The 13,032-nt window shown below is 55.7% G+C and carries 11 protein-coding genes and 3 tRNA genes; 8 read left to right on the top strand and 6 right to left on the bottom strand.

Going from position 1 to position 13,032, the window contains the following annotated elements; all coding sequences use genetic code 11:
* The first annotated feature begins 51 nt into the window (after window positions 1-51).
* Window positions 52-1,731, top strand: coding sequence for an energy-dependent translational throttle protein EttA (gene ettA, locus L6966_RS02695; RefSeq protein ID WP_237232830.1), 1,680 nt, complete (start codon window positions 52-54; stop codon window positions 1,729-1,731).
* Between the two features lie 68 nt (window positions 1,732-1,799).
* Here ettA and L6966_RS02690 read toward each other — a convergent pair whose 3' ends face one another.
* Window positions 1,800-2,696 (bottom strand): acyl-CoA thioesterase, encoded by an 897-nt coding sequence (locus tag L6966_RS02690; protein ID WP_237224042.1) that lies wholly within the window; start codon window positions 2,694-2,696, stop codon window positions 1,800-1,802.
* Between the two features lie 73 nt (window positions 2,697-2,769).
* Between L6966_RS02690 and L6966_RS02685 the strand changes: the two genes are divergently transcribed.
* Window positions 2,770-3,465 (top strand): DUF8185 domain-containing protein, encoded by a 696-nt coding sequence (locus L6966_RS02685; RefSeq protein ID WP_237224041.1) that lies wholly within the window; start codon window positions 2,770-2,772, stop codon window positions 3,463-3,465.
* A 51-nt stretch (window positions 3,466-3,516) separates the two neighbouring features.
* On the opposite strand, the gene L6966_RS02680 is transcribed toward L6966_RS02685, so the two are convergent.
* Together L6966_RS02680 and pepN are read right to left on the bottom strand one after the other, a co-directional pair.
* A complete protein-coding gene (locus L6966_RS02680) occupies window positions 3,517-3,981 on the bottom strand; it encodes a globin (RefSeq protein WP_237224040.1) in 465 nt (154 codons plus the stop codon).
* A gap of 47 nt (window positions 3,982-4,028) precedes the next feature.
* Window positions 4,029-6,566: an aminopeptidase N gene (pepN, locus tag L6966_RS02675; protein WP_237224039.1), complete on the bottom strand. Its 2,538-nt coding sequence runs from the start codon at window positions 6,564-6,566 to the stop codon at window positions 4,029-4,031.
* A gap of 232 nt (window positions 6,567-6,798) precedes the next feature.
* Between pepN and L6966_RS02670 the strand changes: the two genes are divergently transcribed.
* Together L6966_RS02670 and L6966_RS02665 are read left to right on the top strand one after the other, a co-directional pair.
* Window positions 6,799-7,296 (top strand): ribose-5-phosphate isomerase, encoded by a 498-nt coding sequence (locus tag L6966_RS02670; RefSeq protein WP_237224038.1) that lies wholly within the window; start codon window positions 6,799-6,801, stop codon window positions 7,294-7,296.
* A gap of 3 nt (window positions 7,297-7,299) precedes the next feature.
* Window positions 7,300-8,178: an Fpg/Nei family DNA glycosylase gene (locus L6966_RS02665; RefSeq protein ID WP_237224037.1), complete on the top strand. Its 879-nt coding sequence runs from the start codon at window positions 7,300-7,302 to the stop codon at window positions 8,176-8,178.
* 18 nt (window positions 8,179-8,196) lie between these two features.
* Here L6966_RS02665 and L6966_RS02660 read toward each other — a convergent pair whose 3' ends face one another.
* Window positions 8,197-8,916 (bottom strand): hypothetical protein, encoded by a 720-nt coding sequence (locus tag L6966_RS02660; protein WP_237224036.1) that lies wholly within the window; start codon window positions 8,914-8,916, stop codon window positions 8,197-8,199.
* 144 nt (window positions 8,917-9,060) lie between these two features.
* Between L6966_RS02660 and L6966_RS02655 the strand changes: the two genes are divergently transcribed.
* A complete protein-coding gene (locus L6966_RS02655) occupies window positions 9,061-9,774 on the top strand; it encodes an HAD family hydrolase (protein WP_237224035.1) in 714 nt (237 codons plus the stop codon).
* Window positions 9,775-9,947: 173 nt separating this feature from the next.
* Here L6966_RS02655 and L6966_RS02650 read toward each other — a convergent pair.
* Both L6966_RS02650 and L6966_RS02645 read right to left on the bottom strand, forming a co-directional pair.
* Window positions 9,948-10,021: transfer RNA gene (locus L6966_RS02650), tRNA-Gly, on the bottom strand.
* 5 nt (window positions 10,022-10,026) lie between these two features.
* Window positions 10,027-10,097 (bottom strand) — tRNA-Gly (locus L6966_RS02645).
* A gap of 186 nt (window positions 10,098-10,283) precedes the next feature.
* Between L6966_RS02645 and L6966_RS02640 the strand changes: the two genes are divergently transcribed.
* The 3 genes from L6966_RS02640 (at window position 10,284) to L6966_RS02630 (ending at window position 13,020) form a co-directional block, all read left to right on the top strand.
* Window positions 10,284-10,358: transfer RNA gene (locus L6966_RS02640), tRNA-Pro, on the top strand.
* A gap of 113 nt (window positions 10,359-10,471) precedes the next feature.
* Window positions 10,472-11,770, top strand: a complete 1,299-nt coding sequence (gene tig, locus L6966_RS02635; protein ID WP_083091204.1) for a trigger factor — start codon at window positions 10,472-10,474, stop codon at window positions 11,768-11,770.
* Window positions 11,771-12,009: 239 nt separating this feature from the next.
* On the top strand, window positions 12,010-13,020 hold the full coding sequence (locus L6966_RS02630; protein WP_237224034.1) for a siderophore ABC transporter substrate-binding protein: 1,011 nt from the start codon (window positions 12,010-12,012) through the stop codon (window positions 13,018-13,020).
* Window positions 13,021-13,032 lie beyond the last annotated feature (12 nt).

Genomic DNA, 13,032 nt, shown 5'->3' with positions numbered 1-13,032 from the left:
ACTTTACCGGGAGTCATCGTCACCTTGACAGCAACCGGTAGGCTTAAAGGCATGGCAGAATTTATCTACACCATGACCAAAGCCCGCAAAACTGTGGGAGATAAGGTCATTCTCAACGACGTATCCATGTCGTTCTTCCCCGGCGCAAAAATCGGTATGGTTGGCCCCAACGGTGCCGGTAAGTCCACCATTCTAAAAATCATGGCGGGGCTAGACACCCCCTCCAACGGTGAAGCCCGGCTTTCAGAAGGGTACAGCGTAGGCATCCTGCTACAGGAGCCCCCGCTGAACGAAGAAAAGACCGTTCTTGGCAATGTTCAAGAAGGCGTCGGCGAAATCTACGAAAAGATTGTTCGTTACAACGAAATCTCTGAAGAGATGGCGAATCCTGAGGCAGACTTCGACTCACTGATGGAAGAGATGGGTAAGCTGCAGGAGGCTATTGACGCCGCCAACGCCTGGGACATCGATTCTCAGCTGGAGCAGGCCATGGACGCTTTGCGGTGCCCCCCGGGGGATTCACCTGTCACCCATCTTTCCGGTGGTGAACGTCGCCGCGTGGCCCTCTGCAAGCTCTTGCTCCAAAAGCCCGACCTTCTACTACTTGACGAGCCTACCAACCATCTTGATGCGGAATCGGTGCTCTGGCTTGAACAGCATTTACAGTCCTATGAAGGCGCGGTTATTGCAATTACTCACGACCGCTACTTCCTCGATCACGTAGCTCAGTGGATCGCCGAGGTCGACCGAGGCAACCTCTACCCATATGAGGGTAACTACTCCACCTACCTTGACAAGAAGCGTGCGCGCCTTGAAGTCCAGGGCAAGAAGGACGCCAAGCTCGCCAAGCGTCTAGAAGAAGAACTGGAATGGGTGCGCTCCAACGCTAAAGGACGCCAGGCTAAGTCAAAGGCTCGTCTGGCCCGCTATGAAGAGATGGCAGCAGAGGCAGAGAAAACCCGCAAGCTGGACTTCGAAGAAATTCAAATTCCTCCGGGCCCGCGTCTGGGTAACGTCGTTATTGAGGCTGAGAACCTACAGAAGGGCTTTGACGGCCGCTCCCTCATCAGCGGCCTCTCTTTCTCGCTGCCTCGCAACGGTATCGTCGGCGTCATCGGTCCTAACGGCGTGGGCAAGTCGACTCTTTTCAAGACCATCGTAGGCCTTGAAACCTTGGACGGCGGTACCCTGAAGATTGGTGAAACCGTCAAAATTTCTTACGTTGACCAGAACCGGGCCAACATCGACCCGGAGAAATCACTCTGGGAAGTTGTCTCGGATGGGCTAGATTACATCCAGGTAGGGCAAGTAGAAATGCCCTCCCGCGCCTATGTTTCTGCCTTCGGTTTCAAGGGCCCCGACCAGCAGAAGAAGGCAGGTGTGCTCTCTGGCGGTGAGCGGAACCGTCTGAACCTTGCTCTAACCCTGAAACAGGGCGGCAACCTGCTCCTACTCGACGAGCCGACCAACGATTTGGACGTCGAAACCCTGACTTCACTGGAAAACGCGCTACTGGAATTCCCCGGCTGCGCCGTCGTGGTCTCCCACGACCGCTGGTTCCTCGACCGTGTGGCCACTCACATCCTTGCATGGGAGGGCACCGAAGAAGAACCCGATAACTGGTACTGGTTTGAGGGTAACTTTGAGTCTTACGAGAAGAACAAAGTTGAGCGTCTTGGCCCCGATGCCGCCAAGCCGCATCGCGTCGTTCACCGTAAACTCACCAGATAGTTTTAATAAACCGGCACGGGCCTCTCCCACCATTTCAAGTGTGGGAGAGGCCCGTGCTGTACCCAAGGTTACCGGTCGCGGTACTCAGGGAGCCGAATCATAGCCTCTTGGGCTACAGTGGCCACATGAACGCCGTCCCGTGTAAAAATCCTACCGACTGATAGGCCTCGGGCATCCTGCGCGCTAGGCGACTCCTGCACAAGTAATAACCACTCATCAGCGCGTGCCGGGCGATGAAACCACATGGCGTGATCCAGCGAAGCTACCTTCATATCAGGCTCCAACCAGGTCTTGCTATGCTGACGTAAAACCGGCTCCAGCTGCGTGTAATCTGAGGCATAAGCTAGAGCCGCCTGATGAATTATGGGGTTATCGGGCAGAGAATCGAACGTTTTAAACCACACCATATTGGTTGGCACCTGTTCTGGAGCGGGAGCAATATAGACCGGGTCGCTGATGTGGCGCACATCGAAGGGCCGCCCAAAAGCCACTTTCTGAGCAACCGGAACCTGTAGGTGCCCAAGCAGATCAGCTGCTGCGGGCAGGGATTCCGGGTCAGGCAGGTTCTCGGGCATTGTCGAAGAATGACTGGGCCCTGCAGAAACCGATTGAAAGGAGGTAATACACGAAAAAATGGGTTGCCCACCCTGGTAGGCTTGAACCCTGCGTGTGGCGAAGGAGCGGGCATCGTTCAGCCTCTCGACCCCGTAGGAGAGGTCGCGGTCTACGTCCCCGGGTCGTAGAAAGTAGCCGTGTAAAGAGTGGAGATTCTTACCTTCAACCGTCTGGTAGGCTGCCATGATTGCCTGAGCCAGAACCTGCCCACCGAAGATGCGTGGGGATTCCTTAGTCAAGGTAACTGCTTCAAAGACATGCTCGTGAGCCGAGGCAACTGCACGGTTAAGGTTGAGCATGGCAAGGAGTTTGCCTGTGGGGGTTAGTTGCTGTGATGCTGCTTGACTCATGGTTCAACTTTCTCATATTTGGGCTACAGTTGTGGGGTAAGTGAATGGAAGAGACGTAGGGAGAACAATCATCATGGCTGACCCCCATCACTCGGGCGCCACCGAATTTTTGCACCTGCCCGATGCTGCAACGGCTCGGGACTTCGTAACCTTCTTGACCCGAGCTCGGTCAGTTGACCCTTCTGCAGCGGTACGCCTGCAAACCAGGGGAACAGTACTGGGCATCTACGTGTGTGTGCTGGCCCCAGAAGGCCTTCTCGATGTAGCCCCTACAGTTCTGGGTTTGCGGGCTCTGCACCTTGCCCAGCCCGCAACCTGTAATCTCACCGTTGATGCCCAAGCGCTGTTAGACCGGTTGAATCGCATTGAGGACGCTGGCCTTCGCCTAGCCCTCCCGCCGGTCTCCGTAACCGCTCCCTGGGCCGGAGTCACGCCACCCACCGCAGGTTGGGAAAAGACCGGTTTTTATCTCTCTGATCATGCTCGGACTGCCGCCCAAGAAGGTATCTTAGCCGTGGACAAGGCTTTACCTGCCAACCCCGGCCCTGCTGTGGTGAATACGGTACGCTCCCGCATCTGGTCTTCGCCCCTCAGCGCCCCCGATACGACTGCTCAGTTGCCCACAGGCGCAGCTTTTGCCCTCGAAGTGCTCGGTTTTTTGCCGCCGCGTTCAACGGAGGCGATGCCGGTTTTCACAGCCGGCCGCTGGGCGCGCATCTCGGCTCGTGCCGGTCATGTTCTGATAAGAAACGGGGGAGCGGGTCTCTAAAACCGCCCCATATACGCACAGGCTGAGAAGAGTGCCCGCCCCGCAAAACTCTCATTCAGCCCGGTTCTGCATGGCGTGGGCTGCACGGTCAAAATAGGCCCACATCTCAGCGTCATAGAGAGGTGGAAGCTCAAGGGTGTCTAGGGCCTCACGCATATACTTGAGCCAGGTGTCACGCTGTTTGGGGCCGATAGAGAAAGGCACGTGACGCATGCGCAAACGAGGGTGCCCGCGCTCAGCCTGATAGGTTTTGGGCCCGCCCCAGTACTGTTCCAAAAACATGAAAAGGCGCCGCTCGGCGGGCCTTAAGTCCTCTTCAGGGTACAGGGCGCGAAACTCTGGGTCTTCAGCTACCCGCGCATAAAACTCGCGGGTCAGCTTCTCAAAAACTGGGCGGCCGCCTACCTGATAGTAGAAGGAACGCTCGTCAACCGAATCATCGGTGTTAGGTTTCTGACCGCTGAGTTCACCGGCCGTAGACAGAGGACGGAAGGCTGGGTTAGGTAGCTGACTCATACCCACCAGTTTACTCCCGCCCTCTATCGGAGGCCTCACACACATCTCTAGATATCAGCTTCCTGAACCTTCAGTGCACGAACTAGCGCATCGCGGCCCTCGGCAACCTGACGTTTGAGAGCAGCGGCGTCCTCAGGCAAAGATGCAAGGAAGGCTTCAGCTTTTTCTAGAACCTCAGCAGTGTAGAAACGCGGGAACAACCCGCCGATAATCTGGCTTGAAATTTCGTGGGAGCGTTCACGCCATACACCCTCAACCGACTCAAAGTATCGGTCGATGTAGGGCTCAGAAAACTCAGGTGCACCCCGGTAAAAACCGAGAATAGCTGAGCGCTGCATGATGTTGGAGAGTTCGCCTGTCTCAACTATTGAACACCAGGTGACAGCCTTGGCTTCCGCAGTAGGAATGGCTGCCTGAGCTGTTGCTGCTGCCTGCTGACCATTAGAAGTGTTGTCAGCAGCCAAGGCCTCGTCGATGTCTGCGGCAGTGCGGCGGCCGCCAGCTGCCAGAGATCCGAGCAGGGCCCAGCGTAAGTCAGTATCAATGGTCAGGCCACCCAGAGTGACCTCACCGGTCAGTAGGGCCTCAACAGCATCTAACTGGGCATCGGTATGGGCTAAACGAGCAAAAGTACCAACCAGCTGGAACTGGCTATCTGAGCCGGTTTCAGCATCCTGCGCCAGCTCCCAAACACGGTCAGCAGCCTGTTCACGCACTTCAGCTGCATGCGCGGGATTCAGGTAGGCGCGCAGGGTAGTTTCGAGGTTGAGCAGCTGAGTGCGCACAGCGGTAGAGTTAGTTTCAGAGCCAATATTGTTGAGCACAAGGTCAACGAACTGGCGGGCAGGCATCTGGCCATCACGCACGGTGTCCCAGAGCGAGCCCCAGACAACGCCGCGGGCTACCGAAGCATCAATGGCGCCCAGGTCGGTCACGGCGGTGGCGCGGGAGCGCTCGTCCAAGCGAATTTTGGCGTAAGCCAGGTCTTCATCATTGACCAGAATCAGGTCGGGCCGCTTGGCACCAAGAGCTAGCGGCACTTCGGTCACCTCGCCGTCCACATCAATTTCTAGACGTTCGGAGCGGGTCAGCACGTCTTCGCTCAGGTTGTAGAAACCAATGACCAGGCGGTGGGGGCGCAGGGTTTCGTAGCCTTCGGCGTAGGACTGACGCAGGGCCAGGCGGGTGATGGTGCCATCCTCAGCTTCTTCAACCTCGGTGGTGAGAGTGTTAACTCCTGCGGTCTCGAGCCAGAGCTTAGACCAGGCGCGCACATCGCGGCCACTGGTAGCTTCTAGCTCATCTAGCAGGTCATCGAGCACAGTGTTGCCGTAGGCGTGCTTATCGAAGTAGACCTTGAGCGCTGCCATGAAATTTTCCTGGCCAACCCAAGCCACCAGCTGGCGCAGAACAGAGGCACCTTTAGCATAGGTGATTCCGTCAAAGTTAACCTGGACGTCCTGCAGGTCGCGGATGGGGGCAACAATGGGGTGAGTGGAGGAGAGCTGATCCTGGGCATAGGCCCAGGTCTTCTCGGAAGCTGAAAAAGTCGCCCAGGCCTCAGGGGCGAACCGGGTATTCTCTGCGGCAGCCAGGGTTGACATGAACTCAGCAAAGGACTCATTGAGCCACAGGTCGTTCCACCATTTCATGGTGACCAAATCACCGAACCACATGTGGGCCAGCTCGTGTAGCACGGTAATGGCGCGGCGCTCAACCATAGCTTCGGTGACCTTGGAGCGGAAGATGTAGTTCTCCAGAAAGGTCACAGCACCGGCATTCTCCATGGCCCCAGCGTTGAACTCAGGCACAAAGAGCTGGTCATACTTTTCGAAGGGGTAGGGGGTCTTAAACTGTTTCTCGAAGAAGTCAAAGCCCTGGCGAGTGGTATGAAAGATTTCATCAGCGTCAAGGTATTCCATGAGCGATTGACGGGCATAGCAACCGAGTTTGATATCGCGGCCCTCGCTGTTGGTCAGCGAAGAATGCACGGAAGCGTAGGGGCCTGCGATAATAGCGGTAATGTAGGACGAGATGCGGGGCGTTGGTTTGAAGGCCCAGGTCTTATTGCCGTCGGCACCCTCAACAGAGGCTTCAGGCTGATTCGACACTACAACCCAGTGGTCGGGGGCCGTCACAATAAACTCAAATTCAGCCTTCAAGTCGGGTTGCTCAAAAACGGGGTAAACCCGGCGTGAATCGGGAACTTCAAATTGAGAGTAGAGATAGACCTCGCCGTCCACCGGATCAACAAAACGGTGCAGACCCTCACCGGTGTTGGTGTAGAGCATGTCGGCTTCAATAAGCAATTCATTGTGCTCAGCTAGTGCTGGCAGAGCAATCCTCACACCGTCAGCGGCACTCACGTCTACGGTTTCACCATTGAGCTCAACGCGATGCACCCTGTCTGTTACTGCATCAATAAAAGTTTGCTGCCCCGCCACAGCATCAAAGCGGACGACGGTGCGCGAGCCAAAAATCCGTTCGCCCAGCGTCAGATCTAGCTCGATACGGTAGGATTCAACGCGCTGAATAATAGAAGCCCGTTTTTCGGCCTCAGCACGGGTTAAGTTCATTCCAGGCATATCAACCTCATTTTGTCTCGTTTAATATTTGGGTCGCGGCAGTTCACTCCGACGGTTTAGGCCGCCTGTCAGAAACTCTGGCTACCTACTTTGGCGCTCGCGGTGCCCTACAATCGTGTATAGGCACACCCTCGCGCATTCCCAGCCAATTCTATGCGCTCGGTGAGTGATTCACCTAACTAAAACAACCATCGGGTATCCGATGAGAAGCCCAGCTTCAAGGAGAGAAACTGTGCGCGTACATATCGCAACTGACCACGCAGGCCTCGAACTCAGCCACTACCTCATTGAGCAGCTTTCGGCTGAGGGGTATGAGATGGTCGACCACGGCCCAGCTGAGTATAACGCACTCGATGACTACCCCAGCTTCTGTATCAATGCAGCCTTGGCTGTGCGCGCAGACCGTGAAGCAGGCCTTGATTCGCTGGGCATTGTGCTTGGCGGTTCGGGAAATGGTGAGCAGATGGCCGCGAATAAGGTTGAGGGAATTCGGGCCGCTCTAGCCTGGAATCACAGCACAGCTGCTCTTGCACGTGAACATAACAACGCTCAGATCGTTGCTGTAGGGGGGCGTCAGCACTCCGCTGAAGAAGCTTTGAGCATCATCAAGGTCTTTCTCACCACTGCCTGGACTCAGGAGGAGCGCCACACCCGCCGTATTGGTCAAATAGCGGAGTACGAAACCACCGGTCGTATTAGTGGTAAGCAGATTGACGGGGCAGAAGGCTAGCCCATGCCTGAGGGTCACTCCATCCATCGTCTGGCTCGACAACTTACCGATGTGTTTACGGGTGAGAGGCTAGAAGTAACAAGCCCTCAGGGGCGCTTTTCCGATGGCGCCTCCCTGCTCAACGGTCAGGTTTTCTGCCAGGCCTTTGCCCACGGCAAGCACCTCTTCGCCCGGTTCGGCAACGACCTCTACCTTAACGTTCACCTGGGTATTTATGGGGCCTTCACCTTTGGTGGCGATGAGTATTTTACCGGTGCTTCTTCTATCGGTGCCCCGCGCAGAATAGGTGAACAAGAGGATTACACCGGGGCCCTGTCCTCTAAGCCGTCAGCGCCCAGGCCGACCACGCGCGTCCGGCTGGTCTCAGCTCACGGTTGGGCAGACCTGGTGGGTCCGACTGTGTGCCGTACCCTCACTGAAGAAGAGGTGGGGCAGGCACGGGCCAAGCTTGGCCCTGACCCCCTGAACAAGGACGCTGACCCCACGGCCTTCTTTGAGGCGGCAGGAAAGACGTCGCGCCCGATAGGGGTGGTACTCATGGATCAAAAAGTGATTTCTGGGGTGGGGAACATTTTTAGGGCCGAATCGCTCTACCGTATCGGGCTAGACCCTTTTAAACCGGGTAAGGACTGCACCCTGGCCGAGCTTGAAAACCTGTGGCAAGACAACAAACAGCTGTTAGAAATTGGGGTGAGAGTCGGCCGCATTATCACCACTGACCCGGCTGATCGGCCCGGTGTTCCTGAGTCTCAGGCCTGGCCTGACCACGCCAATTATGTTTATCATCGCCAGGGGCGTAGCTGTGGAAGGTGTGGAGCAACCATTGCTGTGCAAGAAGTTGCAGGGCGTAAGCTTTACTGGTGCCCCGGCTGCCAGTGTTAGGGATGAGTGATGAGAGGGTTAACTGCTGAAATCCTTGATGTTATTGCTGAGCGCAAACCAATGTGTACCATTGTCGCAACGGGCAGCCCCTTCAGGGGTCGCAGTGCAGGTGAATTCACCGAGTGTCAGGGTTTGCCCGGCTGGCAGAATCGAACCGTAAGCAAAAGCCGGGAAGCCTGGTTGAATGAAATCGAGGAAATCCTGATATGGAACGCTCCCAGGATTCAGCCACATGACACCGTAGCCATGGCGACCCTGTGACCCGATGCGGTAGCATGACACAGCCTCAGGTTCCATGACGCACCCGGCTCCGTCTGCGGTTTGGAAGTAAAGTTTGCCGTCCTGAAGCGGGGTTGTACGGTCTCTACCTACCTGGTAGGGGGCGAGGTCGGTGACGAGGGCGGGTGCCCCGTCATTTACCGGCGGATTGATAGCCTGTACAGGGGTTTCTTCAGGAGCAGAGGGTTGCTCTGACGGCTCAATGATGGTTGTAGCGCCGGTGGAAGCCGAGGTTTCGGTTGCGGGGTTGCTCGGGCTCGCCTCGGTGCTTTCTGGGGGCGTGCTGGTGGCAGTTGCTGTGGTTTCACCGGTTGATGGTTGAGTACTTACTGCGCTGGTGGGGCTAGAAGTAGGTTCAGGGCTGGGGGAGGAGGTCTCAGCTTGATTGTTGCTGCCGCATGCGGTGAGAGCTAGGGCTGCGAACAGGGGGAGTATCAGCGAGGCTGCGCGGGGTGACATGGTGTCTCCTTTGACGAAATGGGGGTGTACTCCATCATAGCCATAGGGAGAGGATAAGCTGGTGCGTGACCAAAATTCGCTTGTGTGTTGGGAGGCGCCTTGATACATGCCGGGAGTTTGCTCCTGGAAAGAGCCAACCTGGTTTTGTTTGACCTTGATGGCACTTTGCTTGACTATGACACGGCCACAGCGGTGGGTTTTAACCGAGCTGTGCGTGAGTTTGTTTCTATTGGGGGGTTAGCCGATACCCAGAGCTATTTTCAGGCTTGGGCTGATATCCAGCGTGAAGACTTTCAACGCTATTTAGTGGGTGAGCAGGCTTTTGATGAAAACCGTTTGTACCGTACATCGAGTTTGTTGCATCTGATGACCGGGCGGGAGCCGTCAGCTGAGTGTGCTCAGGGGTTTTTGGCGGCTTTTCAGGAGGAGACGAGTAGGGCCTGGGCTCCTTTCCCTGAAGTGGATAGTTTTTTTGAGCGGTTAGGGGAACGGTTCGGGCACTTACAGGTGGCTGTGATTTCTAACGGTTCACTGTTGACGGAGCGGAAGAAGCTTGAGGCGATTGGGTTGCACGATATACCGCTGTTTTCTTCGGAGCGGGTGGGGATTTCTAAGCCGGACCCTATGCTCTTTAGGTTTGTGTGTGCCCAGTTGGAGGTTGACCCGGCGTTTGCGGTGCATGTGGGTGACAATTATATTGCGGACGTTCTTGCACCGGTTCGTTCAGGCTTACAGGCGGTTTGGGTGGCTCGGCAACGCCGTGTTCAGAAGCTACCTCGCGGCACGGTGCGTGTGAAGGATTTGTCTGAGCTGCTCGATGTTGTGGTTCCTGCCCCGGTGCGTGCCTGGGGCTGGTAGGTGGCTTGTGTTGGACTGGTTTCCGTTAGGGTGAGAAGTTAAATGGAGCGGCTGACGGGATGAGCGCTGGGATTCCGAGCGAGCGAGGAAATAAATCCCGGCGCGAATTAAGAAAGGGGGGGGCTGGTAGGTGGCTTGTGTTGGACTGGTTTCCGTTAGGGTGAGAAGTCAAATGGAGCGGCTGACGGGAATCGAACCCGCGTATCAGGCTTGGGAAGCGTGCGCTCTACCATTGAGCTACAGCCGCATGAGAGGGGATGACGGGAATCGAACCCGCGTCATCAGTTTGGAAGACTGAGGCTTTACCATTAAGCTACATCCCCATATGTACCTGGCACTGTTGTGGGTGTGCCCGGTGTTTAGACGAGTTCCAGTAAACCGGTTTTGGTGTGGCCTTGTCAAATCCGGCGGGTTTAGGGTGTGGCAACACGCGGGGTGGTTTTGGGGGTGTGGGTTAGGTGTTGGGGTGGGTTTGCCGTTAGACTAGGTGGTGCCTTCCGTGCAAAATTCGGGGTGTGGCGTAGCTTGGCTAGCGCGCCTGCTTTGGGAGCAGGAGATCGCAGGTTCGAATCCTGTCACCCCGACGTGAAATAGATTGGCCCGCCGGAGACGGCGGGTTTTTCTATAGAACGTATGTATTTAGCCCCACTCTTTTCCGGGTGGTGGTTCCAACAAGTTATTCAGGAGATCAACGGACGTGAAGACTGCCGTCGAGAAGATCAACCCGACCCTCGCAAAGATTGAGGTTGAGGTTCCTTTTGCTGAGTTCAAGACCTACCTTGACAGCACTTATAAGTCGCTGGCTAACCAGATTTCGGTTCCCGGTTTCCGCAAGGGTAAGACCCCTAGGGCTTTGATTGATCAGCGCGCTGGTTTTGATTTTGTGGTTGAGAGCGCTTTGAATGATGCTCTGAACAATTTTTACCAGCAGGCTTTGGCTGAAAATGAGCTGACTCCGTTGGCTCAGCCTGAACTTGATGTTGCTTCAAAGCCTGATGCGGGTAATCGTGAGGCTGACGTTAAGCTGACTATTGAGGTTACTGTGCGCCCTGAGGTTGAGGTGCCGGACTATTCAGGTATTAAGGTTGAGGTTGCTTCTGTTGAGGTGACTGAGGAGGACGAGCGGAAGGCTCTCGATGCCTTGCGCGGCCGCTTTGGTACTTTGAAGTCTGTTGAGCGCCCGGCAGCTGATGAGGACTTCCTGACCATTGATATCTCTGCTGACATTGACGGTGAGCAGGTTGACGCTGCAAACGACCTCTCGTATCAGGTCGGTTCGGGTACCATGCTGGACGGTTTGGATGAGGCTGTTCTGGGTCTGTCGGCTGGTGAGGACGCAACTTTTGTGACCAAGCTTGCTGGTGGCGAGCATGCTGGTGAGGAGGCGACCGTTAAGGTTAAGGTCACCGCTGTTAAGGAGCGCGAGCTGCCTGAGGCTGATGATGATTTTGCCCAGCTGGCTTCTGAGTTTGACACTATTGAGGAGCTGAAGGAAGACCTGAAGAAGCAGGCTGCTGATTCTAAGGTTGCCGAGCAGGGCGCCGAGGCGCGTGAGAAGGTTCTGGATGCTCTGGTTGAGCTTGTTGAGGTTCCTGTTCCTGAGAAGGTGATTGATGACCAGCTGGCTCAGCACTTTGATGCTCCCGGCCAGGATGAGGACCACGATACTGAAGAGCATCGTGCTGAGGTTCGTGAGAACACCGAGCGTGCTTTTAAGAACGAAATGATTCTTGATGCTATCGCTGAGAAGGAAGAAGTTTCTGTTGAGCAGTCTGAGCTGATTGATTACATCATCACGATGAGCCAGCAGTACGGTATGGATCCCAACCAGTTCGCTCAGATGCTTGACGGCTCCGGGCAGTCTGGCATGATTGTTGGCGAGGTTCGCCGCTCCAAGGCTCTGGCGGCTGTTTTGGCTCAGGCTGAGGTTAAGGACGCTGACGGTCAGGTTGTTGATCTCTCCTCCTTCCTGGGTGAGGGCGCAGACTCTGAGTAGTTGTAGCTGGCGTAGGCTCTAGCCATAACCCCCTGGTGACCGTAAAGGGTCACCAGGGGGTTTGCGCGTGTGCGGGCACCTTGCTACCTACCTACAGAAAAATAGATTAAAAAAATATTCCGTAATAGAGGTTTTGGTTTGAAAACTTAGGTGGGGCTAACTAGGCTTGAGTAAGTCAAGCCTTATTAGAAACTGAGGCTTACCAAGATGCACACCACACTACAGATATAGGAAAACCAGTGAAGGCAAACCGTATCTCCCTTATTGCAGCCACCTCCGTTTTTGCTTTGGCTCTCACCGCTTGTGGAGCAGGAACAACTGAGTCTTCGAACGAATCGTCGGCCTCTTCCTCATCATCAGCCTCGCAGGCTTCAGGTACCGTCACCGTCACTGACAACTACGGTGAGCATACTGTCACTGTGCCCCCGCAGAAGGTCGTAGCAACCGATAACCGCACTTTTGAGGTGCTTGAAGAATGGGGAGTTAGTTTGGTTGCAGCCCCCGTCCCCCTGATTCCCGATACAGTTGAGACCTACAAGAACGACTCCTCAATCACCGATATCGGAAATCACCGTGAGCCCAACCTTGAACTTCTAGCCGCTGAAGAGCCGGACCTCATTATCAACGGTCAACGCTTCTCCCAGTACTATGAGGACATCAAGAGCCTTAGCCCTGATGCGACCATTCTTGAGCTAGAACCCCGTGACGGTGAACCTTTGGACTCCGAACTTAAGCGCCAGGTCACCACACTGGGCGAGGTCTTTGGCAAGCAGGCTGAGGCTGAACAATTGATTGCGGACTTTGACGCGGCCCTGGCTCGCGCGAAGGCTGCCTACGACGGCGAGTCCACCGTCATGGCCGTCAACGTCTCCGGCGGCGAAATCGGCTATATTGCCCCCTCTATCGGCCGTACCTACGGGCCGGTCTTCGACATGCTCGATCTCAAGCCCGCTCTTGAGGTAGAGGGATCTTCTGATAACCACCAGGGCGATGATATCTCGGTTGAAGCTATCGCCGAAGCTAACCCTGACTGGTTGCTGGTTCTGGATCGCGATGCGGCAACGAGCAACGATGAAGGCTCAGCTGCCGCTGCCGACGTCATTGCCGGTAGCTCAGCCTTGGCAAACGTTACTGCGGTAACCAAGGACCAGATTCAGTACGCCCCGGCGGACACCTACACCAACGAATCGATTATCACTTACACCGAGATCCTTAACGATCTTGCAGATAAGTTCGAGGCAGCCAAGTAGCTTTCGGGCCAT

The sequence above is a fragment of the Rothia nasisuis genome (genome assembly GCF_928381405.1).
GTDB lineage: Bacteria > Actinomycetota > Actinomycetes > Actinomycetales > Micrococcaceae > Rothia > Rothia nasisuis.
Note: the sequence above shows the minus strand (reverse complement) of the source record. Positions and strands in the feature narration are given on the sequence as shown.

Bases quoted from the DNA above. Each gene is read 5' to 3' on its own strand.
- L6966_RS02685 (WP_237224041.1), top strand. From the start codon at position 2,770: ATGGCTGACCCCCATCACTCGGGCGCCACCGAATTTTTGCACCTGCCC.
- L6966_RS02660 (WP_237224036.1), bottom strand. From the start codon at position 8,916: ATGTCACCCCGCGCAGCCTCGCTGATACTCCCCCTGTTCGCAGCCCTA.
- ettA (WP_237232830.1), top strand. From the start codon at position 52: ATGGCAGAATTTATCTACACCATGACCAAAGCCCGCAAAACTGTGGGA.
- pepN (WP_237224039.1), bottom strand. From the start codon at position 6,566: ATGCCTGGAATGAACTTAACCCGTGCTGAGGCCGAAAAACGGGCTTCT.
- L6966_RS02665 (WP_237224037.1), top strand. From the start codon at position 7,300: ATGCCTGAGGGTCACTCCATCCATCGTCTGGCTCGACAACTTACCGAT.
- L6966_RS02680 (WP_237224040.1), bottom strand. From the start codon at position 3,981: ATGAGTCAGCTACCTAACCCAGCCTTCCGTCCTCTGTCTACGGCCGGT.
- L6966_RS02690 (WP_237224042.1), bottom strand. From the start codon at position 2,696: ATGAGTCAAGCAGCATCACAGCAACTAACCCCCACAGGCAAACTCCTT.